The organism is Streptomyces sp. NPDC047706, from assembly GCF_043204795.1.
Lineage (GTDB): Bacteria > Actinomycetota > Actinomycetes > Streptomycetales > Streptomycetaceae > Streptomyces.
Genome location: NZ_JBIDCW010000025.1, coordinates 1 through 19,646, shown reverse-complemented (window position 1 = coordinate 19,646; position 19,646 = coordinate 1). Strand labels below are relative to the sequence as shown.

Genomic DNA, 19,646 nt, shown 5'->3' with positions numbered 1-19,646 from the left:
GCCTCGTACCGGCCTCGGCCGTGCCGGTGCCGACGGCCGTGGTCGTGCCGCCGCGTGGGGCGGGGCGTGAAGGGCCGGTGGGGCGGCGGGAACTCCACGTTCCCGGCGGGCATGGCCCGCTCGGCGGCGGCGACAGGGGCCCGACAGGCCCGCCGCGTCGACCGCCCCACCGGCCCGGCACGACGCTACGACCGGAAGGGCCCCGTCACCTCGTACGTGATGCCGCCGGACGAGGTGCCGCTCGTGCCGCGCTGGCTGGAGAAGTACAGCCGCCGGCCGTCGGGGGAGAACGCCGGTCCCGTGATCTCGGAGCCGGACTGGCCGTCGATCCGGAGGAAGGGGGCGATCACGTCGTTCGGCGTGATCACGCAGATCTCCATGTTGCCGCCGTCCTCCGCGACGAACAGGTCGCCGGAGGAGGAGCCGGTGATGTTGTCGACGCCGGTCAGCGGGGCCGTGCCGGAGCTGACGAGGGAGTCGTCGTAGGCCAGCTCGTAGGTGTTGTTCGTGAGGTTGACCTGCCAGACCCGGTTGTCGCCCTTGGTGGTGAACCAGACCGTGTCGTCGGCGTAGTAGCAGCCCTCGCCGCCGTTGAAGGACTTCGAGCCGGAGACCTGGGAGCGGGTGGCCGTCGGGGAGCCGTCCGGGTCGGGCACGTTCGCCCAGGTGAAGGAGCCCGAGGTGGCGGAACCCGCGACCATCACCTGCAGGGTGCCGGCGGACAGGTCGCCCCATGTGGTGGGCACGAAGCGGTAGAAGCGGCCGTTCGTCTCGTCCTCGGTCAGGTAGACGACCTTGCGGACGGGGTCGGCCGCCGCGGCCTCGTGCTTGAAGCGGCCCATGGCGTCCCGCCGCACCGCCGCTTTCACACCCCACGGGTCCGTCTCGAAGACGTAGCCGCGGGACACCTCCTCGCAGGACAGCCAGGTGTTCCACGGGGTCGTGCCGCCCGCGCAGTTGGTGCGGGTGCCGGAGAGGATGCGGTACGCCGACGTGACGGTGCCCGTCGAGGAGAACTTCACCGCGCTCGCGCCGCCGGACGGGTTGATCTCCGAGTTGGAGACGTAGATCCAGCCGCTGCCGTCGGCGTAACAGGCGCCGCCGTCGGGGGCGTTGTGCCAGGTGTACGACGTGCCGGTGACCCGCTGTCCGGAACGGGCTATCACCCGGCTGGAGAAGCCGCTGGGGAGCCTGATGCCGTTGGCGTCGGCGGAACCGAGCGCCCCGTAGGGGCCGGTGCCCGGCTGGGCGGGGGCCGCGTACGCGGCGCCGCGCCACAGGCTTCCGCCGAGGGCTGCCGCTGAGCCGCCGAGGACGGCCGCACGCAGGAGGTTGCGACGTTCCACTCTCACTCCAGGAGGTGCCGTGACCGCCCCGCCGCCGGTCGGCGGCGGGGTCGTGCGGTCAGGGACCCTAGGGGAGCGGGGTGGACGCGTCGTGGACGGGCCGTGACGCGTCGGCGGCGGCTACGGAGATGGGGTGCCGTGCCGGCCGGGCGGGCCTCGCCGGTCCGGCCCCGACCTGCCCGGTCGTCAAGTGCCCTGTGCGCGCGACCCATTGACTTCACATGGACATGTTGGTTGGGTGGCTCATCCACTGGGTCACCGGGTCACCCGGTGGCCGGAGCGCACCACGGAGGAAACCTCATGGAGGCACTGCCCCGCGACACCGTCGTCGACGTCCTGGAGGAGCGGCTGCGCGAGGACATTTTCGCCGGGCGGCACCCCGTCGGCAGCTATCTGCCGCCCGAGCGCCGGCTCGCCGACGGCTACGGCGTCAACCGCACCACCCTCAAGCACGCCTTCGGACGCCTCGTCCAGGCGGGCCTTCTGGAGACGAGGCACGGAGTGGGCACCCGGGTGCGGGACTTCACCCGCCTCGGCGGCGCCGATCTGCTACCCATGCTGGTGCGGCACAGCCCGGACTGGATCGGTGAGATCTTCGAAGTGCGGCGCGCCATAGGTCAGGTGATCGCCGGGCAGGCCGCCGCCAGGGCCACCGCGGACCAACGCGCCGACCTGCGCGCCCTGCTCGCCGGCGTGCGCGTCGCCGAGGGCGGCGCGGCCGTCCAGCTCGCGGACATCGAGGTGCACCGGGCCCTGGCCCGCGCCACCGGCAACCGGGTCTACGTCCTGCTGACCAACACGCTCTTCAACGCCTACCTGCCCGTGCGGGCCGCCCTCGTGGCGCCCTTCACCGACGCCGGGACCGCCCACGCGCGGCTCGCCCCGGTGGTGGACGCCGTGGTGGCCGGCGACGAGAGCCGCGCACGGCGGGCGGCCGAGGCGTATCTGACCGCGACCGAACGCATCATGCGGGAGGGACTCGCATGACGGCCGGCACCGGCGCCCGCTTCGAGCCCGGCGCCCGGACGCGCACAAGGCGCGGCACGGCGTTCCGCGAGACGATGCTCGGCACGGTCCGGCTCGACGGCGAGGACCGCACCCGCCGGATCCGCCTCGACCTGCGCGTCGCGGCCGACCGGGTGCTGCGCCCGCACGCCACGACCGAGGCGCGGGCAGGCGGACGCCTGCGCATCACCGGTCTGGCCGACGATCCCGGCGCCGAGGGCGAGCTGGAGATCTCCCCGCTCGCCCGGCGCCGCATCCGCTACCGCATCGGATTCACCGCCGACGGCCGCCGCCTCACCCTGGACGGCTGGAAGTCGGTGACCCCGCGCCGGCCCCTCACGTCCATGACCGTGCTGCCGTTCACCCTGTACGAGAACGGGGCGCGCGTCGGCACCGGCACGCTGCGCTTCCCCCTCACGACCGGCCTCGTACCGTTCCTGGCGAGCTTCCGCCTCCCCCGCCGCGAGGCCGCGGACGCGCTCACCGCGCCCCGCTGGAACGGCGAGCCGGGTCGCACCGAGGTCTGGTACACCACGCTCACCGACCCGGCCACCGGCACCGGGCTCTGGCTGCACCACGAACTCACCGCGCCCGCCGACGGTTCCCCGCCGTACGCGCACGGCTGGGCGGCGGCCTTTCCCGCGCACGGACCGGTGCGGCACGCCCGCTTCGGCCCGCATCCGTGGGAGCGGCCGGGCGAGGGATTCACGGCGGCGGGGGTGTCGGCCACTCCCGGGCGGCTGACCGGATCCGCGGGCACCTTCCGCTGGGACCTCGCCGAACGACGGGCCGGCGCACCCCTGTTCACCTTCCCGCGCTGGTCCTGGCGCCGGCCCCTGCTGCCCGCCGCCCAGATCCTGCCCGCCGCACGTGCCGCCTACGACGGGACCTTCACCTTCGAGGGCACCACCCTCACCCTCGACGGCGCCCCCGGCGGCTCGGCCCGCATCTACGGCCACGGCAACGCCCGCCGCTGGGCCTGGCTGCACGCCGACCTGGGCGGTGGCGACGTCCTGGAGATCGTCGCCGCGGTGTCCATGCGGCCGGTGCTGCGCCGGCTGCCCCCACTGGTGTTCCTGCGGCTGCGGCGAAGCGGCGCCACCTGGCCGCGCCGCGCGGAGCGCAGCGCCGTGGGCTGGGCCGGGCTCGGCCGGTTCCGCGCCGACGTCGCCCTGCCGACCTGGACCGTGAGCGGCCGCGCCGGGCGGCGCCGGATCCGGGTCGAGGTCACCCAGCCCGCGGACCGCACCCTCGCGCTCGACTACACCGACCCCGACGGCGCCCGCGCGCTCTGCCGCAACTCCGAACGCGCCGACGCCCATGTGCTGCTGGAGCGCCGGTGGTGGCCGGGCGGCTGGCGCACCGAGGCCGAGTGGCATCTCGACGGCACCGCCCACGCCGAAGTGGGCACCCGGTGAGCGCGGCCGGATTCGTGGCCGCGCTGCTCGCCGACGACGGCACCGAGCCCTGGGCCGCCCGCGTGCCCGCCCGTCTCGACCGAGTGCTCGACTCGATGCCGTTTCCCGCCCGCTGCGGCGTACGGGCGGCCGCGCTCGCCGTCGACGCCTACGCCCTGGCCCGCGCGGGCCGCCCGCTCGCCGCCCTCACCGCCGCCGAGCGGGAGTCGGTGCTCGCCGGCCTCGGCGCCCGCCGTGCGCTGGTCCCGCTCCTCGACGTGCTCAAGGTGCCCGTCCTGCTCGCCGCCGGTACCGAGCGGATGCTCCAGGACGGGGGGCCGGCCACCGCCGCGGCGCCCGCAGATCCCCCGCTCGACTGCACGCCCGCCCACGCCTGGCCCGCGCGCTCCACCGCCGACGCCGTGGTCGTCGGCTCCGGCGCGGGCGGCGCCATGGCGGCCCGCACCCTGGCCCGCGCCGGGCTCGACGTCGTCGTCCTGGAGGAGGGGCACCACCACCGCACCGACTCCTTCGGCAGGCGTGCCCCGCTGGACCGGTTCGCCGAGCTGTACCGCGACGGCGGCGCCACCGTCGCCCTGGGCAGCCCGCCCCTGCTGCTGCCCGTCGGCCGGGCGGTCGGCGGCACCACCGTCGTCAACTCCGGCACCTGCTACCGCACCCCCGGCCACGTCCTGGACCGCTGGACCCGCCACTTCGGGTTCGTGCTCGCCGAACGCCTCGGTCCCTGCCTCGACGAGGCCGAACGCACCCTGCGCGTCGGCCGCCAGCCCCTCGACGTCCTCGGCACCAACGGCCGCCTCGCGCTGGCCGGCGCGGCGCGGCTCGGCTGGCGGGCCGCACCGCTGCGCCGCAACGCGCCGGGCTGCAAGGGTTCCTGCCAGTGCGTGGTCGGCTGCCCGGCCGGCGCCAAGCAGAGCGTCCAGCTCTCCGTGCTGCCCGGCGCCTGTGCCGCCGGCGCGCGCATCGTGACCGGCGCACGCGTACGCCGGATCCTGGTGGACGGCGACCGGCCCGGCCTGCCGCGTGCCGCGGGCGTGCGGGTGCGGCGGGAGGGAGGCGGGGAGTTCGAGATCCTGGCGCCGCTCGTGGTCGTCGCCGCGGGCGCCCTGGAGTCACCGCCGCTGCTGCGCCGCTCCGGCCTGGGCGGCCATCCGCGGCTGGGCCGCAACCTCAGCGTCCATCCGGCCACGAGTGTCGCCGGGCGGTTCTCCGAACCGGTCACCGCCTGGGAGGGCGTACTGCAGAGCGTCGGCGTCGAGGAACACCACGACGAGGGCGTCCTGATCGAGGCCACGGCCACCCCGCCGGGCATGGGGTCGTTCGTCCTGCCGGGGCTGGGCAGGCAGTTGCGGCGCGAGCTGGCGGGCGCCGGGCACCTCGCCACGCTCGGCGCGATGATCGCCGACCGCCCCTCCGGCCGGGTCCTGGGCCGCGAGCGCACGCTGCTGCGCTACGACCTGCACCGGCGGGACGCGGGCCGGCTCATGCGGGCCGTGCGCGCCATGGGCGAGCTGCTGTTCGCCGCGGGCGCGCAGGAGGTCCTCACCGGCATCCCCTCCGCTCCCCGCGCCCGCACACCCGCCCATCTGGACGCCGTCCTCGCCGGGGCGGGTGCGCGCCGGCTCCACCTGTCCGCCTACCACCCCACCGGCACGGTCGCCGCGGGCTCCGACGCCGCACGCGCCCCGGCCGACCCGCAGGGGCGGCTGCGCGGCGTACGGGGCGTCCTGATCGCCGATGCCTCCGTGCTGCCCGGCTGTCCCGAGGTGAACCCGCAGCTGAGCATCATGGCCGCGGCGCTGGCGGTCACCGACGCCTTCCTGGAGCGGTGACGCGGCGGCCGGCCGGGCAGCCGCCGCACCGCTCAGGCCGCCCGTACCTCGTACGCCTTCACCCGCACCGTCTCGTCGTCCAGGCACTGGCCGGAGAGCAGGTCGAAACGCTGTTTGAGCAGGGGGGAGGCGACGAACGGGCGGCCCAGGTGGGTGCCGGTGAGGCCCCGGGAGAGGACCGCCGCGCCGGTGAACGGGTCGCGGTTGCCGATCGCGTACAGGCTGCCGCCCCGGTCGCGGAAGACGGCGACCTGTTCGCCGTCCGGCAGCAGGGCCGCCACTCCACGGCCGGGTACCAGCAGATGCAGGTCGCAGACCGTGAACCAGCCGCCGGCCAGCTGGAGCTGGACCTTGAGGTCAGTGGTCTCGGGTGCCAGGGTCATCGCTGCGCGGTTCCTTCCAGGACGTCTGCCGCACGGTGCATGCCGATCGACAGCAGCGGCAGGTCGGGCTTGATCTGGTCGCGTTCGGGGACGAAGGCGACGACCGGGTCGGGGGTGTCGGGCGCGTTCACGAAGGAGACGAAGCGGGCGAGCTTCTCGGGGTCGCCGATGGTCTCCGCCCACTCGTCGCGGTAGTGCGCGACGTGGGACGCCATCAGCCGCTCCAGCTCCTCGCAGATGCCGAGGGAGTCCTCCACCACCACCTCCCGTACGTGGTCCAGGCCGCCGGGGACGCGCTCCAGCCACGTCGACGTGCGCTCCAGACGGTCCGCCGTGCGGATGTAGAACATCAGGAAGCGGTCGATCAGGCGGATCAGCTCGGCGTCCGTGAGGTCCTGCGCCAGCAGGTCCGCGTGGCGGGGAGTCGCCCCGCCGTTGCCGCCGACGTAGAGGTTCCAGCCGTTCGACGTGGCGATCACCCCGAAGTCCTTCGACTGGGCCTCCGCGCACTCCCGGGCGCAGCCGGAGACCGCCGACTTGAGCTTGTGCGGGGAGCGCAGGCCCCGGTAGCGCAGCTCCAGGTCGATCGCCATCCGGACGGAGTCCTGGACGCCGTAGCGGCACCAGGTCTGCCCCACACAGGACTTCACGGTGCGCAGCGACTTGCCGTACGCGTGGCCCGACTCGAAGCCCGCGTCCACCAGGCGGGCCCAGATCAGCGGCAGTTGCTCGACGCGTGCCCCGAACATGTCGATGCGCTGCCCACCGGTGATCTTCGTGTAGAGGCCGAAGTCGCGGGCGATCTCGCCGATCACGATCAGCTTCTCCGGGGCGACCTCACCGCCGGGGATCCGGGGGACGACGGAGTACGAGCCGTTCTTCTGGAGGTTGGCGAGGAAGTGGTCGTTGGTGTCCTGCAGGGCCGCCTGCTCGCCCTCCAGGACGTAGCCGTCCGCGCCGATCGCCGGGGCGAGGGAGGCGATGATCGAGGCGACCGCCGGCTTGCAGACCTCGCAGCCGTCGCCGCCCCGGGCGCCGTCCCGGCCGTAGCGGTCCAGCAGGTCCTGGTACGACGTGATGCGCAGCGCGAGGACGATCTCGTACAGCTCCTCGCGGGTCTGCCCGAAGCAGCCGCACAGGCCCTTGTCGACCTCGACGCCGCTCGCCTCCAGTTCGGCGGTGACCAGCTGACCGAGCACCTTGACGCAACTGCCGCAGCCCGTGCCGGCCTTGGTGCACTTCTTCACCTCGGGGACGGTCACGCACCGGTGGTCCGTCACCGCTGCCCGGACCGTGCCCTTGGTGACGTTGTGGCAGGAGCAGATCACCGCGTCGTCGGGGAGCGCGGACGGGCCGAGCTGGGCGCCGCCGCCGGAACCAGCCGGCAGCACCAGGGACTCGGGGGTGACGGGCGGGACCGAGCCGGTCAGGGCGCGCAGGGTGCCGTACGCCTCCGCGTCACCCACCAGGATGCCGCCGCGCAGTGTGCCGTCGCGGCCGACGACCAGCTTCTTGTACAGGCCGCTGCGGGAGTCGGAGTAGACGACGTCGAGGCAGTCGCCGCCGGTGCCGTGCGCGTCGCCGAAGGACGCCACGTCCACGCCGAGCAGTTTGAGTTTGGTGGACAGGTCGGCGCCGGTGAAGGAGGCCTCGTCGGCCGCGATCGTCGCCGCCGCCGTCTCGGCCTGCTCGTAGCCCGGCGCGACCAGGCCGTACACCCGGCCGTCCACCGCCTGCGCGCACTCGCCGATCGCGTACACGTGCGGGTCGTCGACCGTGCGGCACCGCTCGTCGACGCGGATGCCGCCGCGCTCGCCGACCGCCAGGCCGCAGTCGCGGGCCAGCTGGTCGCGGGGGCGGACGCCGGCGCTGAACACCACCATGTCGACGGCGAGTTCGCCGCCGTCGGACAGCTTCATGCCGGTCACGGCGCCCGCGGCGTCGGTGACGATCTCCTGCGTGCCCGTGCCGGTGTGGACGGTCAGGCCCATGCCCTCGACGGTGCGCAGCAGCGCCGCGCCGCCGCCGTCGTCGACCTGCACCGGCATCAGGCGCGGCGCGAACTCCACGATGTGCGTGGCGAGCCCGAGTCCCTTGAGCGCACCCGCGGCCTCCAGGCCGAGCAGCCCGCCGCCGACCACCGCGCCGGTCCGGGCCCCGCCCCTCGCGTACTCCTCGATGGCGAGCAGGTCCTCGATCGTGCGGTACACGAAACACCCGGCCGCGTCCTTGCCGGGGACCGGCGGGACGAAGGGGTAGGAGCCGGTGGCGAGGACCAGGACGTCGTAGTCGAAGACCTGCCCGGAACGGGCGGTGACCTTGCGCGCCTCGCGGTCGATCGTCTCCGCCGGGTCGCCGACGCGCAGGTCGATGCCGTGCCCGTCGATGAAGCCGCTGTCGGTCAGGGAGAGGTCCTCGGGCGTCCTGCCCGAGAAGTACGAGGTCAGCTGGACGCGGTCGTAGGCGGGACGCGGCTCCTCGCAGAGCACGACCACGCGGTGCGTGGCGGTCAGGCCGCGCTCGGCGAGCGCCTCGAGGAAGCGCTGGCCGACCATGCCGTGGCCGACGAGCACGATCGTGGGGGTGGCCCCCGGGGTGGCGGACATTCAGGAGCCTCCATCGTGGGTGAGCAGGTGAAGCAGGGGGCCCTCGCCGGGAAGGGGTTCGGCTCCCTCCCAGGCGCGGGCGAGCGCGCCGACGGCGCCGAGTTCGCCGACGAGGACCCCGCCGACCAGCCGGTCGTCGCGGACGACGACCTTGCGGTAGGTGCCCCGGGTGGCGTCGGCGAGCTGCACGACGTCGTCCCCGGGGCGGGGATCCGTCTCCCCGAACGCGGCGAGGTCGAAGGGGGTCAGGCCGGCGAGGGTGAGGCGGGTGAGGGCGCGGGTGCCGGTGTAGCGCGTGGTCGCGCTGCCGGTCAGCAGCCCGGCGAGGATGTCGGCCTGGTCGAGCGCGGGGGCCGCGAGGCCGTACACGGTGCCGTCGTGCTGGGCGCAGTCGCCGATCGCGTGGATGTGCGGGTCGGAGGTGCGCAGCTCACCGTCGACGAGGACGCCCTCGCCGACCGCGAGCCCTGCCGCCCGGGCGAGACCCGCGCGCGGGCGGACGCCGCAGGCGAGGACCACGAGGTCGGCGTCGAGGGCGTAGCCGTCGGCCAGCTCGACCGAGCGGACCGCGCCGGCGACGACCCGTACGTCCCGCACCCGGCACCGGGTGTGCACCTCGACGCCGAGGTCCGCCAGATGGCGCCCGACCAGCTGGGACGCGGCCGGGTCGAGCTGCCGCTCCATGAGCCGCTCGGACTGCTGGGCGAGCACCACCTGCGCGCCGCGCACGGCGAGCGCGCGGGCGGCGGAGACACCGAGGAGGCCGCCGCCGATGACGACGGCGCGCGCGGAGGGCCGGACCGCCTTGGACAGGTCCAGGCAGTCGTCCATGGTGCGGAAGGCGTGGACGCCCTCGGGCAGCGCGTCGCCCGGGGTGAACAGTCCGCGCAGGGGCGGCAGCACGGGGTTGGAACCGGTGGCCAGGACCAGCGTGCCGTAGCCGATCACCGATCCGTCCGCGCAGCTCACGGTCCGCGCGGCGCGGTCGATCCCGGTCACCCGGGCGCGGACCAGCTCCGCGGGGGCGGTGAGGGCGGGCAGGGAGATGACGTCCGGCTCGTACCGGCCGGCCAGCACCTCGGCGAGCAGGACGCGGTTGTACGGGCGGTGCTCCTCCTCGCCGACGAGCAGCGCGGGCGTGCCGAGCTCCCCGAGCCGCCGGGCGAGCCGTACGCCCGCGAGGCCGGAGCCGATCACCACCACACGCGTAGTCGAGGTCATGCACCGCAGCGTGCGCGGCGGGTGTTACCCGGCCGCATCACCCCTGTTTCCCCCGGGGAACGCTGCCCTCAGCACGGGCGGGGGGCGGGTGTGAGGGGGCGGGTGCGAGGGGTCGGGTGTGAGGTGAGGGCAGCCGAAGGGGCGGGTGGGCGCGGGATAGGGTCCCGGTCATGCCCGACATACCCCTCACCATGGTCGCCGCCCTGTGCCTCGCCGCCCTCGCGGCCGGCTGGATCGACGCCGTGGTCGGCGGGGGTGGCCTGCTGCTCCTGCCCGCCCTGCTGCTGGGGCTGCCCGCCGGCACCCCGGCCGCGTACGCGCTCGGCACCAACAAGGCCGTCGCCATCGTCGGCACGACCGGCGCCGCCGTGACGTACGCCCGCAAGGCCCCCGTGGACGTGCGCATGGCGATCCGCATCGGCCTCGCCGCGCTGGCGGGCTCCTGCGGCGGAGCCTTCTTCGCGGCCGGCATGAGCACGGAGGTCCTGAAGCCGCTGATCATGGTGGTGCTGCTCGCCGTGGCGGCCTTCGTAATCCTCAAGCCCGCCTTCGGCACGGCCCCGGCGCCGGGCCCGGTCACCCGGCGCCGGGTCCTCGCCGCGATCGGCCTCGCGGGCCTGGGCATCGGCTTCTACGACGGCCTGATCGGCCCCGGCACCGGCACCTTCCTGGTCCTCGCCCTGACCGCCGTACTCCACCTCGACCTGGTCACCGCCTCCGCCACCGCCAAGATCGTCAACTGCTGCACCAACGCCGGCGCCCTCGTCACCTTCGCCTGGCAGGGCACCGTGCTGTGGCAGCCGGCCGCGCTGATGGCCGTGTTCAACCTCGCGGGCGGCACCCTGGGCGCCCGCACCGCGCTGAAGAAGGGCAGCGGCTTCGTCCGCGTCGTGCTGCTGACCGTGGTCTTCGCGCTGGTGGCGAACCTGGCGTACGAACAGTGGATCGCCTAGCCGGTGTGTCCGGCCGCGAGCAGCTCGACGACCCCCGTCGTGTCCTCGTCGCCGTGCCCGGCGGCCAGGCGGCGCTCCATCAGGTCCATGAACGGCGTGAGCAGCTCCGTGCTGACGCCCTGCTCCTCGGCGGTGCGCAGCAGGGTCCGCCGCGGTACGGCGCTTCTCCCAGGTCGCCTTCGGCAGCGTGCGCAGGGTCCCGGGCCGGAGTCACGCGCTGCCCGTGAGATGCGCGAAGACGACGACGTTGCCCTGGTAGCCGGTGCTGCGCGAGTAGCCGCCGCCGCAGGTGATCACCCGCAGCTCGGGACGGGACGCGGCGCCGTAGACCTTCTCGTCGGGGAAGTCCTTGGCGTCGTACACCTCGATCGCGTCCACCTGGAAACGCGCCACGCTGCCGTCCCGGCGGTCCACCTCGATGGTGCTGCCGCGCTTCAGGGCGCCGAGGCGGAAGAAGACGGCCGGGCCCTCGGAGTTGTCGACGTGCCCGGCGACGATGGCGGTGCCGGTCTCTCCCGGTGTGGTGCCGGCCTCGTACCAGCCGGCGAGGTTCTTGTGCGCGGCGGGCGGTACGTCGAGGCTGCCGGCGCGGGTCAGGCCGAGGCCCATCAGGGGCGCGTTCACCCGGATCTCGGGGATGCGGATACGGTCCGGCGGGGACGGCGGCAGCCCCGGCGCCGCGGACAGCCGTGTGGCCGGGCCGACCCGCGCCTCGGCGGCCGACGGCTGCGGCGGGGCGGGCGCGTCCCGGCCGTCGGTCAGCAGCCACGCGCCGGCGCACAGGGCGAAGACGGTGACGCCGGCTATCGCGGCGTCGCCGGTGTTGCCGTACCTGCCCATGTCGGCCTCCCAGCTCGACTGTTCCACCCGTTCCCCCTCCGGGCCGCGAGGGGCGTCGGACCCGGAGGGGGCGGGGACTTGCGGTACCGGCGGACGGACAGCGGAGGGTGTCCGTCAGATCCCGTCGCCTCTCGCCCGGCGATGCAGGAGCCAGGTACCGCCCGCGCCGGCGACGGCGAGAGCCGCCACGCCGGCCGCGGTCTTCACGGGGTCGGAGCCCAGAGCGCCTCCGACCCCCGTCTTCACAATCCCTCTGGGGTGCACGTAGCCCCGCGCCGACTCCAGGACGACCACCAGGTCGCCGCGGACCTCCGGGCCGCCGGCGGGGCACTTCGCGACGATCTCGTACGTCCCCGGCTGCGCGCTCGGCGGCACCCGGAACTGCCCGATCGCGTCGCCCTCGTGCGTGCTGGGCGCCAGCGTGAAGCGCCCGGCCCCCACCGCGCTGGCGTCGCCGTCCGCCGTACCGTCCTTGCCGCAGGCGGCGGTGTTCACGGTCACGTCGCCGCCGGGCACCACGGTGGACGGGAACACCTCGAGGCGCCCGCTCGCCGCGCCGTACACGGGCGCGGCGAGCGACCCCGTGGTCGCGGCGACGAGTGCCGTACCGATCAGCAGACGGGCGGTGCGTCGCATCGCTGCTCCTCACGAGCTCTCCGGCGGGCCACGGCCCGCGGCACCCCCATGTGCCGCCGTCGGTCGCACCCCTGCACTTCCGAGGTAAAGGGCATGACGAGCGGCCCGCTCTCTGAGGGTCCGTCAGATTCACGGTGAGCGGGTGCCCGGGGCCGCTCCAAGCTCATGCACCCGGCGGTGTTTCAGCAGGTCACGGCCGTTCGGTGAGCGCCGCGGGCAAAGGAATCCGAAGGGCGCGAGGTGGAGGTGTGAACGGGTGACCGAGCCTCGCGGGGGTGTCTTTCGTACGCGGTGCGTCCCCCGTGGCGGGCTCGTCCTCCCGACCACCCGGGCGACACCGCCCTCCGCACCGCTCCGGGGACCGGGCGCCGGCTTCGCGGCCAGGGCAGACCGTGCCGCCGCCGCTGCGCCGGTGGTGGGTCCCCGGGCGGGCCGGGCAGCGGCGCCGGCCGGTGCCGCTGCCGGAGCGCGGCGGTCCAGGTGCCGGCCGCGAGTCCGGTGACCGGCACCTGTGCCACGAAGAGCGCCGTCGTCGCCGGTACGGCGGACGGGGCGACGGCGAACGGGGCGACGTCGAACGGCACCGCCGGCACGGACGGCGGACAAGCGGCGAGGCCGGCCGTCCCCGGGACGAGTCGCGGACCCGGAGCCCCGAGGACGGCCGGCCGGAACCGGCGCAGGGCCGCTCAGCCCACGTTCACCGCACTCCAGGCCGCCCCCACGGCCGCGTACTCCGCGCTCCCCGCCCCGTACAGGTCCCGCGCCGCGTTCAGGGTCGCCGCGCGCGCCCCCGCGTAGTCCGTCGACGAGGTCATGTACACCGTCAGCGCCCGGTACCAGATCGCGCCCAGCCTGGCCCGGCCGATGCCCCGCACCGTCGAGCCGTCGCAGGTGCTGGAGGTGTGGGCCACGCCGCCGAGGGTCTTCGTGCCGCTGCCCTCCGCCAGCAGGTACGCGAAGTGGTTGCCGATGCCGGAGGAGTGGTGGACGTCCAGGCTGCCGGCGGTGGCGGTCCAGCAGTCGGCCGAGAGCCCGTCGCGCGACGGACGGTCCATGTGGCGCAGCGCCTCGCGCCCGAAGCCCTCGCGCACCACCTTCTCGCCGATCAGCCAGTCGCCCTCGTCGGACGGGTTGCCCGCGTGGAACTCCACCAGCGTGCCGAAGATGTCGGAGGTGGCCTCGTTCAGTCCGCCGGACTCGCCCGAGTACGTCAGCGCGGCCGTCTTGGAGGTCACGCCGTGGGCCATCTCGTGGCCGGTGATGTCCAGGGACACCAGCGGCCCCATGTTCGTGCCGTCCCCGTCTCCGTAGGTCATGCAGAAGCAGGTGTCGTCCCAGAAGGCGTTGTTGTACCGGGTGCCGTAGTGGACGCGGTTGTACGAGCCCTTCCCGTCGCCCGCGATGCCGTTGCGCCCGTGGACGTCGTGGAAGTAGTCCCAGGTGGTGTCGGTCCCGTACTGGGCGTCCACGGCCACCGACGCCCGGTCCGCCGTCGTGCCGTCGCCCCAGTGGTTGTCGGCGTCCGTGAAGACGGTCGAGGGCGCGCGCACCACGCAGATGGTGCCGAGGAAACACAGGTCGGACCGGTTCGCGGCGTCACCGGTGTAGGTGCCGCCGCGCGTCGGGTCGCTGAGCTGGTACGACGATCCGGTGGCCGTCGTCTCCAGCGGCACCGTCCCGCCGTACAGCGAACGCCCGTCCCCCGAGGCCGACTCCAGCGTGTCCCAGGCGTCGATCTGCGCGCCGCTGCGGGCGTCGGTCAGCACCGTGCGGGCGACCGGGTTGCCCCGCGCGTCCAGGGCCGCCGCATCGGTCCGCCAGGCCAGCTTCGGCGTGCCGTGCAGGGCGTCCACGACCAGTTCCGGCTTGGCCGTCAGCCGCTTCAGCGTCTCGCCGAGGCGCGTGGCGCGCAGCGAGTCGGCGGCGCGGCCGGCGGCCTTCGGCGCGGAGATCAGGGGCGTGACGGACGGCAGGGAGAGGGTGCCGCGGGTGGCCCGGCTCGCCCCGCGGTAGGTGCCGTCCGGCGTCAGGTGGACGACGAAGTCGCCGCCGAGGACGGGGAGTCGGCGGTAGGTGCGGTCGTAGCGGACGTGCTGGGTGCCGTCCCGGTCGACGATGACGTCCCGGACCTGTGTCTGCTGGACGGCGGTGAGGCCCAGGGGGCCGGCCTGCCGCGCGAGTGCCACGGCCGCGTACCGGACCGCCTGGGCCCGGGTGGGCCGGTCGGCCGCGCCCGCGGTGGTGGGGGAGAGGGCGGCGGCCAGCAGGGCTGCGGTGGCGGCGGTGACGGCGAGTCGGGAACCTCGCGCGTGCCGTATTCGACTCATCGGTCTCCTCGGGAAGGCGCCGCAGTGGGGGGCGGCGCGGATGTTCACCGAGGTTTACGCGATCATGACTTGTCATGTCCATAGGCGTCCGGTGTGGGTGTGTGAGGGGTGAGAATCGTTTCTGTGACCCTCCCGTTCTTCGTCTACGGCACCCTCCGCCCGGGTGAGCCCCACCACGCCACGTTCCTGCGCGGCCGCACGCACACCGAGGAACCGGCCCGCCTCACGGGCGCGGTGCTGTACGCCGGCCCCGGCTACCCGTACGCGGTGGAGGAACCCGAGTCGGTGGTGACCGGCGAACTGATCACGCCGCTGCCGGACGCCTACGGCGAACTCCTCGCCGCCCTCGACCAGTTGGAGCAGTACGCCCCCGGAGACGCCCGCAACCTCTACGAACGCGTCGCCCGTGAGGTGGTCCTGGACACCGACGGCACGACGCGGCGGGCCTGGGTGTACGTGGCCGCCCCCGCGGTCGCCGCCCGGCTGCGGACCCGGGGCGAGCTGATCGAGGGCGGGGACTGGCGGCGGCGGTGAACCCGGCGGGCTCAGCCCGCGAAACCCCCCGCCGCCTCCACAGCCTCCACGGCCTCCACCCGAACCGCACACGCCTTGAACTCCGGCATCCGTGAGGTGGGGTCCAGCGCCGGGTTGGTGAGGGTGTTGGCGCGGCCCTCGCCCGGCCAGTGGAAGGGCATGAAGACGGTGTCCGGGCGGATGGAGGAGGTGATCCGGGCCGGCGCCACCGCCCGGCCCCGCCGGGACACGACCGCCACCGGGCCGCCCTCGGCCACGCCCAGCCGCGCCGCCAGCCGCGGATGCAGTTCCACGAAGGGTCCGGGCGCGGCCGCGTTGAGCTCGTCCACGCGACGGGTCTGGGCGCCTGACTGGTACTGGGCCACCACGCGCCCGGTGGTCAGCAGCACCGGGTACTCGGCGTCGGGTTCCTCGGCGACGCCCCGGTGCGACACGGGCACGAAGCGGGCACGACCGTCCGCCGTGGCGAAGCGGTCGAGGAAGAGGCGTGGGGTGCCGGGGTGGACGCCGGGCCCGTCGTCGCCGCGCACGGCGACGTCCGGCGCCGCGCTCGGGTACGCGCCACGGCCCTCACGGCCCACCCTCCGCGGGCCGGCGTCCGCCGCCCCGGCCTGCCGGGCGGCGCCACCGCCCGCCCCGCCCGTTGCCCCGGCGCCGCGTTGATCCCTGGCTCCGGCTTCCCCGATGCCGCCCCGGGTGGCGGCCCCGGTCCCGCGGGTGGTGTCCTGGTCCCTCGCTCCGGTCTCCGAAAGGCCGCCCGGCCCCCCGTCCCCGGCCTCCTCGGTGCCGCCGCCCACCGGCCCCCCGTCCCCGGCCTCCTCGGTGCCGCCGCCCACCGGCCCCCCGTCCCCGGGAGCGCCGGTGCCGCCGGAGTGCGCCCGGGGGAGCACCTCCGCATCCTCCCCCCGTCCCGGGCACGGCCAGAACACCCCGTTCTCCCGCGCCAGCCGGCGGTACGTGATCCCGGAGTAGTCGGCCGGGCCGCCCGCGCTCGCGCGCCGGAGTTCCTCGAAGACCTCCTCGGGGTCGGTGGGAAAGCCCTTCTCCACACCGAGGCGGGCCGCGAGTTGGTGCAGGACCTCCAGGTCGCTGCGGACGCCCTCCGGCGGGGTGATCGCCTGCCGGCGGAGCAGCACCCGGCCCTCCAGGCTGGTCGTCGTGCCGCTCTCCTCCGCCCACTGCGTCACCGGCAGCACGACGTCCGCGAGGGCCGCCGTCTCCGACAGCACCACGTCGCAGACGGCGAGGAAGCCGAGGGACCTGAGGCGCTCCTCCACATGCGCGGCGCGCGGCGCGGACACCACCGGGTTGGAACCCATGAGCAGCAGCGCCCGGATGTCGCCGCCGAGCGCGTCCAGCAGCTCGTACGCGCTGCGGCCGGGACCCGGCAGGCTGTCGGGGTCGACGCCCCACACCTCGGCCACATGCCGCCGCGCCGCCGGGTCGGTCAGCTTGCGGTAGCCGGGCAACTGGTCGGCCTTCTGGCCGTGTTCACGCCCGCCCTGGCCGTTGCCCTGCCCGGTGAGACAGCCGTACCCGGACAGCGGACGGCCGGCGCGCCCGGTCGCCAGGCACAGGTTGATCCACGCGCCCACGGTGTCCGTGCCCTTGGACTGCTGCTCGGGACCGCGCGCGGTGAGCACCATCGCGGCCTCAGGCGCGCAGAACATCCGTACCGTTTCCCGCAGTTGCGGCACCGGAACCCCGGTGATCCGCTCCACGTACTCCGGCCAGTGCGCCATCGCCGCGGCCCGCGCGTCCTCCCAGCCGGTCGTCCGCTCCCGGATGTAGTCCTCGTCGGTCCGCCCCTCGGCCACGACCAGGTGCAGCAACCCCAGGGCGAGCGCGAGATCGGTTCCGGGCCGGGGCGCCAGATGCAGATCGGCCTGTTCGGCGGTCCTGGTGCGGCGCGGATCGACGACGATCAGCGTGCCGCCGTTGTCCTTGAGCTCGGTCAGATACCGCAGCGCCGGCGGCATGGTCTCCGCGAGGTTCGACCCGACCAGGATCACGCACCCTGTCCTCGGGATGTCCTCCAGCGGGAAGGGCAGCCCCCGGTCAAGCCCGAAGGCCGCGACGCCGGCCGCCGCGGCCGACGACATGCAGAACCGCCCGTTGTAGTCGATCTGGGAGGTGCCCAGCACGATCCGCGCGAACTTGCCGAGCGTGTACGCCTTCTCGTTCGTCAGGCCGCCCCCGCCGAACACGCCCAGCGCGTCCGGCCCGTGCGCCGAGCGGATCGAGGACAGCGCGCCTGCTATACGGCCGAGGGCATCGTCCCAGGTGGCGGGCACCAGCGCTCCGTCCTCGCGCACGAGCGGCGTGGTCAGCCGCACCCGCGACGACAGCACCGCCGGCGCCGTACGGCCCTTGCCGCACAGCGCGCCACGGTTCACCGGGAAGTCCGCGCGCTCGCTCACCTCGACCGTGCCGTCCGGGGCGGGCGTGAGGTTCATGCCGCACTGCAAGGCGCAGTAGGGGCAGTGCGTGGGCGTCGCGGAGGTTTCCATGCACGTCAGCGTGCGTCGGCCGTGTTACGTGCCGCGACGGCTCCTTGTTACACGGGCGCGACGCTCATCTCCCCGCCCGGCCCGGCCCGTCGTGAGGCGTCCGGCGGGTGGCCGGCCGGGACGCGGACCGGCGGCCGGCACCGTCACCGCCGGTTCAGCACTGTGCGAGGCGAACCGGCCCGAACTCACAACGTCCCAAAAGCCGCAGCTCAGCGACCAGTTCCGGTCAAGATTCAGAAGGCGTCGTCATAGGTCCCCGCCCGCCGCCAGCGCCCGCCGCACGCCGGGTTCCCGCGGCCCGAGGAACCGCGGATCGGGCCGGAACACGACGTCCAGCGCGCCCTTGCCCGCCGCGAGGATCTCGCGGACGCCGCCGTAGTACCAGGTCGCGTCGTGCCGCTCGTCCACTCCGACGCCGTACGAGACGACCCCGGCCGCCTCGCACAGCGCGACCGCGCGCCGGATGTGGAAACCCTGGCTGATCAGCACCGCCTCCTCGACCCCGAAGATCTTCCGGGCCCGCACACAGGAGTCCCAGGTGTCGAAGCCCGCGTAGTCGCTGACGATGCGGGCGTCCGGCACGCCGTTGCGCGTGAGATAGGCGCGCATGGCGTCCGGCTCGTCGTAGTCCTCCCGGCTGTTGTCGCCGGTGACGAGCACCACCTTCACCCGCCCCGCGCGATACAACTCGGCCGCCGCGTCGAGACGGTGGGCGAGGTACGGCGACGGCTCGCCGTTCCACAGACCCGCGCCGAAGACGACCGCGACCCCCGTGCGGGGCGCGTCGGCGGTCGTACGCAGCCGGTCGTCCGTGCCGAGGCGCATCCACGTGGACGGCAGCAGCGCGAGCACGCACCCCGCGACCAGCGCCTGCACCAGCCGCCGCTGCCCGGTCCGGGTGCGCGGCAGACGCGGTCGGCCAATCTTCATGGGACGCCCTCCCGGTCGGCTCCGACACGTCGGCGACACATCGGTTTCGACACGAAGAGACGCCCCACGAGGCCGAAGGGTTCCGTGACCGTCCTCACGCCAGCTGCCGAAATCCCTGGTCATCCGGCCTCACACACCCCTGACCCGGCACGGTGAACCTGACGAAAACACCCGTGACGCGCGCGCAACGGGCAGGCAACCTCGTCGCGCAACGATCGGTTCATGACGGCGTTGCTTCCACTTCACGACGAGACCGGCCACCTCCCCGGCTCCCCGGCACTGGTCCTGGTGGCCCACGGCAGCCGCGACCCCCGCACCCTCGCCACGGTGCACAGCCTCCTCGACCGGATCCGCGAGCTGCGCCCCGGCCTGCGCCTGCGCCTCGGCCACATCGAGCTGAACGAGCCCCTGCTGCCCGCCACCCTCGCGGCACTCGGCGACGAGGAGGCGATCCTCGTACCGCTCCTGCTCAGCCGAGGCCACCACGTCAAGCGGGACATCCCCGAGACGGCCGCCGCCGCCCGCGCCCGCCTCCGCGTGGCCGCCCCCCTCGGCCCGCACCCGCTCCTGGTGGAGACCCTGTGCACCCGCCTGGCCGAGGCGGGCCTGCGCACCCCCGCGACCGGCTCCGCACGCCGCTCGTCCGCCGTGATCCTCGCCGCGGCCGGCTCCCGCGACCCGGACGCGGCGGTCGACACCGGCCGCACGGCAGGACTCCTCTCCGCCCGCCTGGGCGTCCCGGTCCTGGCGGCCTACGCCTCGGCCGCGTCCCCCACCGTTTCGGAGGCGGTCCGCATCCTCAGGGCGGAGGGCCGTCACGACATCGCCGTGGCCTCGTACTTCACGGCGCCCGGCAGATTCGCGACGGAGTGCGCCGAGGCGGCCCCGGGCATCGCGTCGGACCCGCTGGGCGCACACCCCTTGATGGCCCGTCTGCTCCTGCACCGCTACGACGAGACGGCGACGCGGGCGACGCGGGCGACGACGGAGCCGGCACTGGCGGCGGCCTCCTAGACGAGTCTTTCCGAATGCCTGCGGGCGCCAAGAGAGGGTGTTCATGATCGTTTGTGACGACGAACTTGAACACCCTCGTGACCGCACTGTA

15 protein-coding genes and 1 pseudogene are annotated in these 19,646 nt (G+C 74.6%); 6 read left to right on the top strand and 10 right to left on the bottom strand.

Annotated elements, in window-relative coordinates; genetic code table 11:
- Positions 1-185: 185 nt before the first annotated feature.
- Entirely contained in the window at positions 186-1,346 is a 1,161-nt protein-coding gene (locus tag ACGF8A_RS26400) for an alkaline phosphatase PhoX (RefSeq protein ID WP_393112292.1), read from the bottom strand.
- Positions 1,347-1,646: 300 nt separating this feature from the next.
- Here ACGF8A_RS26400 and ACGF8A_RS26395 point away from each other — a divergent pair, with 300 nt between their 5' ends.
- The 3 genes from ACGF8A_RS26395 to ACGF8A_RS26385 are packed head-to-tail and all read left to right on the top strand — an operon-like array spanning position 1,647 to position 5,601.
- Positions 1,647-2,333, top strand: coding sequence for a FadR/GntR family transcriptional regulator (locus ACGF8A_RS26395; RefSeq protein WP_393112290.1), 687 nt, complete (start codon positions 1,647-1,649; stop codon positions 2,331-2,333).
- Positions 2,330-3,769, top strand: a complete 1,440-nt coding sequence (locus tag ACGF8A_RS26390) for a hypothetical protein (protein WP_393112288.1) — start codon at positions 2,330-2,332, stop codon at positions 3,767-3,769. Before ACGF8A_RS26395 ends, ACGF8A_RS26390 begins: the two co-directional genes overlap by 4 nt.
- Positions 3,766-5,601, top strand: coding sequence for a GMC family oxidoreductase N-terminal domain-containing protein (locus ACGF8A_RS26385; RefSeq protein WP_393112286.1), 1,836 nt, complete (start codon positions 3,766-3,768; stop codon positions 5,599-5,601). Before ACGF8A_RS26390 ends, ACGF8A_RS26385 begins: the two co-directional genes overlap by 4 nt.
- A gap of 32 nt (positions 5,602-5,633) precedes the next feature.
- Here ACGF8A_RS26385 and nirD read toward each other — a convergent pair whose 3' ends face one another.
- Genes nirD through ACGF8A_RS26370 form a run of 3 tightly spaced genes read right to left on the bottom strand, consistent with a single transcriptional unit; the run spans position 5,634 to position 9,811 of the window.
- Positions 5,634-5,984 (bottom strand): nitrite reductase small subunit NirD, encoded by a 351-nt coding sequence (gene nirD, locus ACGF8A_RS26380; protein WP_393112284.1) that lies wholly within the window; start codon positions 5,982-5,984, stop codon positions 5,634-5,636.
- The gene (gene nirB, locus ACGF8A_RS26375) at positions 5,981-8,590 is read right to left on the bottom strand and encodes a nitrite reductase large subunit NirB (protein ID WP_393112282.1); all 2,610 of its coding nucleotides are present in this window, start codon (positions 8,588-8,590) and stop codon (positions 5,981-5,983) included. Before nirB ends, nirD begins: the two co-directional genes overlap by 4 nt.
- A complete protein-coding gene (locus ACGF8A_RS26370) occupies positions 8,591-9,811 on the bottom strand; it encodes an NAD(P)/FAD-dependent oxidoreductase (protein ID WP_393112280.1) in 1,221 nt (406 codons plus the stop codon).
- Positions 9,812-9,981: 170 nt separating this feature from the next.
- Between ACGF8A_RS26370 and ACGF8A_RS26365 the strand changes: the two genes are divergently transcribed.
- Positions 9,982-10,764, top strand: coding sequence for a sulfite exporter TauE/SafE family protein (locus ACGF8A_RS26365; RefSeq protein WP_393112278.1), 783 nt, complete (start codon positions 9,982-9,984; stop codon positions 10,762-10,764).
- Here the strand turns inward: ACGF8A_RS26365 and ACGF8A_RS26360 are convergent.
- The 4 genes and pseudogenes from ACGF8A_RS26360 to ACGF8A_RS26345 form a co-directional block, all read right to left on the bottom strand.
- Positions 10,761-10,910: pseudogene (locus ACGF8A_RS26360) on the bottom strand (NAD(P)-dependent oxidoreductase); the annotation flags it as partial. The gene ACGF8A_RS26365 and the pseudogene ACGF8A_RS26360 overlap by 4 nt on opposite strands.
- A gap of 64 nt (positions 10,911-10,974) precedes the next feature.
- A complete protein-coding gene (locus tag ACGF8A_RS26355; RefSeq protein ID WP_393112462.1) occupies positions 10,975-11,604 on the bottom strand; it encodes a class F sortase in 630 nt (209 codons plus the stop codon).
- Positions 11,605-11,718: 114 nt separating this feature from the next.
- Complete coding sequence (locus tag ACGF8A_RS26350; RefSeq protein ID WP_393112276.1) at positions 11,719-12,240, bottom strand: hypothetical protein; 522 nt, start codon at positions 12,238-12,240, stop codon at positions 11,719-11,721.
- A 686-nt stretch (positions 12,241-12,926) separates the two neighbouring features.
- Positions 12,927-14,567 carry a M4 family metallopeptidase gene (locus ACGF8A_RS26345; RefSeq protein ID WP_393112274.1) on the bottom strand — a complete coding sequence of 547 codons (1,641 nt, stop codon included), beginning with the start codon at positions 14,565-14,567 and terminating at the stop codon, positions 12,927-12,929.
- 123 nt (positions 14,568-14,690) lie between these two features.
- Here ACGF8A_RS26345 and ACGF8A_RS26340 point away from each other — a divergent pair, with 123 nt between their 5' ends.
- Entirely contained in the window at positions 14,691-15,101 is a 411-nt protein-coding gene (locus ACGF8A_RS26340) for a gamma-glutamylcyclotransferase family protein (protein ID WP_393112272.1), read from the top strand.
- A gap of 11 nt (positions 15,102-15,112) precedes the next feature.
- On the opposite strand, the gene ACGF8A_RS26335 is transcribed toward ACGF8A_RS26340, so the two are convergent.
- Both ACGF8A_RS26335 and ACGF8A_RS26330 read right to left on the bottom strand, forming a co-directional pair.
- On the bottom strand, positions 15,113-17,611 hold the full coding sequence (locus ACGF8A_RS26335) for a molybdopterin oxidoreductase family protein (protein WP_393112270.1): 2,499 nt from the start codon (positions 17,609-17,611) through the stop codon (positions 15,113-15,115).
- Between the two features lie 246 nt (positions 17,612-17,857).
- The gene (locus tag ACGF8A_RS26330) at positions 17,858-18,541 is read right to left on the bottom strand and encodes a vancomycin high temperature exclusion protein (RefSeq protein WP_393112268.1); all 684 of its coding nucleotides are present in this window, start codon (positions 18,539-18,541) and stop codon (positions 17,858-17,860) included.
- Positions 18,542-18,763: 222 nt separating this feature from the next.
- On the opposite strand from ACGF8A_RS26330, the gene ACGF8A_RS26325 reads away from it, so the two are divergent.
- A complete protein-coding gene (locus ACGF8A_RS26325) occupies positions 18,764-19,555 on the top strand; it encodes a sirohydrochlorin chelatase (protein ID WP_393112266.1) in 792 nt (263 codons plus the stop codon).
- Positions 19,556-19,646: the final 91 nt, after the last annotated feature.